Annotated in this window: 2 protein-coding genes and 1 pseudogene; all 3 read right to left on the minus strand. The window is 45.3% G+C overall.

All coding sequences use genetic code 11. The features are described from left to right. A partial coding sequence (locus UC15_RS25375; protein ID WP_198659769.1) for a DUF6708 domain-containing protein occupies positions 1 to 809 on the minus strand: 809 nt, incomplete at its 3' end. Beyond that, positions 806 to 1,462 (minus strand): DUF6708 domain-containing protein, encoded by a 657-nt coding sequence (locus UC15_RS26315; RefSeq protein ID WP_369964706.1) that lies wholly within the window; start codon positions 1,460 to 1,462, stop codon positions 806 to 808. The genes UC15_RS26315 and UC15_RS25375, both read right to left, overlap by 4 nt. Continuing rightward, positions 1,401 to 1,585, minus strand: a pseudogene (locus tag UC15_RS26135) (hypothetical protein); the annotation flags it as partial. The gene UC15_RS26315 and the pseudogene UC15_RS26135, both read right to left, overlap by 62 nt.

Raw genomic sequence — 1,585 nt, forward strand, 5'->3', positions numbered from 1 at the left:
GCAGCCGTCGTAGATTCGCGGTCAATGGCTTCGGGCCAGTGAATATTATTTCGCGGACACCAGCTATTTGGCCGCTCATCGTAAAACGGTTGTGTCGGAACCGGTTTGTGCTGCATGTAGTGACAGCAGTGGCTCCATAATCCGCGCAATAACTTAGGATGACCCACCGTCCAGCTGAGCACAAAACTGTCGATAATTTCAGTTGTCCCGGGTTTGCAGACAACGCCGTACAGCCGGTAGCCCTGATCGTAACGTCCGGTTTCCCGCGTCATTTGTGCATGAACATCAGCCCAGTCGAACACTTTGATGGTCGTTGGCCAGCGAACCCAGGGATTCCACTTACGCTGATACTCGTACACATATATTTTTTGGCGATGACGGTTAAAGCGAATTGGAGTTCCTCGGGGAGAAAATAAAACAGTTCTGAAATTAAAAAATAATAATGACACAAAACAAATATAACTAACTAAACAAAATATAGTTATTGACACATTAAAAAAGAAGTTAGGTAATGTCATAAAAAATGAAATCATAATAAGAGGGATTATTAAAGACACTCCTCCTACCCACGCTCCCCACCATAATATATTTTCAAATCGTGGGATTTCCATCCAGATATCATTTATTTCATTGACCCAGGTAAGGCGAGGGGCGGTTTTCTGCTCTTCATTTTGCCCGGGTAAATCTTCAACCCAATTTTTTAAGGCAGGCGTTAAAGCAGGCCGACCCGCGAATTCTGTCTCCAGCGCGGCTTCCAGCGTTTCAGGCTCAATGCGCCAGGGACCATCAGGACGTTGATTATTTTTCATATTTCACCCTGCTGATGTTTTGCCGCATCCGCAGCCGTCGTAGATTCGCGGTCAATGGCTTCGGGCCAGTGAATATTATTTCGCGGACACCAGCTATTTGGCCGCTCATCGTAAAACGGTTGTGTCGGAACCGGTTTGTGCTGCATGTAGTGACAGCAGTGGCTCCATAATCCGCGCAATAACTTAGGATGACCCACCGCCCCGCTGAGCACAAAACTGTCGATAATTTCACTTGTCCCCGGTTGGCAGACAACGCCGTACAGCCGGTAGCCCTGATCGTAACGTCCGGTTTCCCGCGTCATTTGTGCATGAACATCAGCCCAGTCGAACACTTTGATGGTCGTTGGCCAGCGAACCCAGGGATTCCATTTACGCTGATACTCGTACACATATATTTTTTGGCGCTGACGGTTAAAGCGAATTGGAGTTCCTCGGGGTACAAATAAGGCCATTTTTAAGTTTACTAAAAATAAAGAGCATATAATCAAAAAGAAACCCAATATTATTGGGATAAATAAAGTGTCAGAATAAACAAAAGGTTGAAAAAAAAGAAAAAGATAATCATTATGATAGGTATTAATACTGCAATAACTAGCACCCACGCCCCCACCATAACATATTTTCAAATCGTGGGATTTCCATCCAGATATCATTTATTTCATTAACCCAGGTAAGTCGGGGGGCGGTTTGCTGTTTCTCATTTTGCCCGGGTAAATCTTCAACCCAATTTTTTAAGGCAGGCGTTAAAGCAGGCCGCCCGCGAATTCTGTCTCCAG

This window comes from Rahnella sp. AN3-3W3, assembly GCF_003263545.1.
Taxonomy (GTDB): Bacteria; Pseudomonadota; Gammaproteobacteria; order Enterobacterales; family Enterobacteriaceae; genus Rahnella; species Rahnella variigena.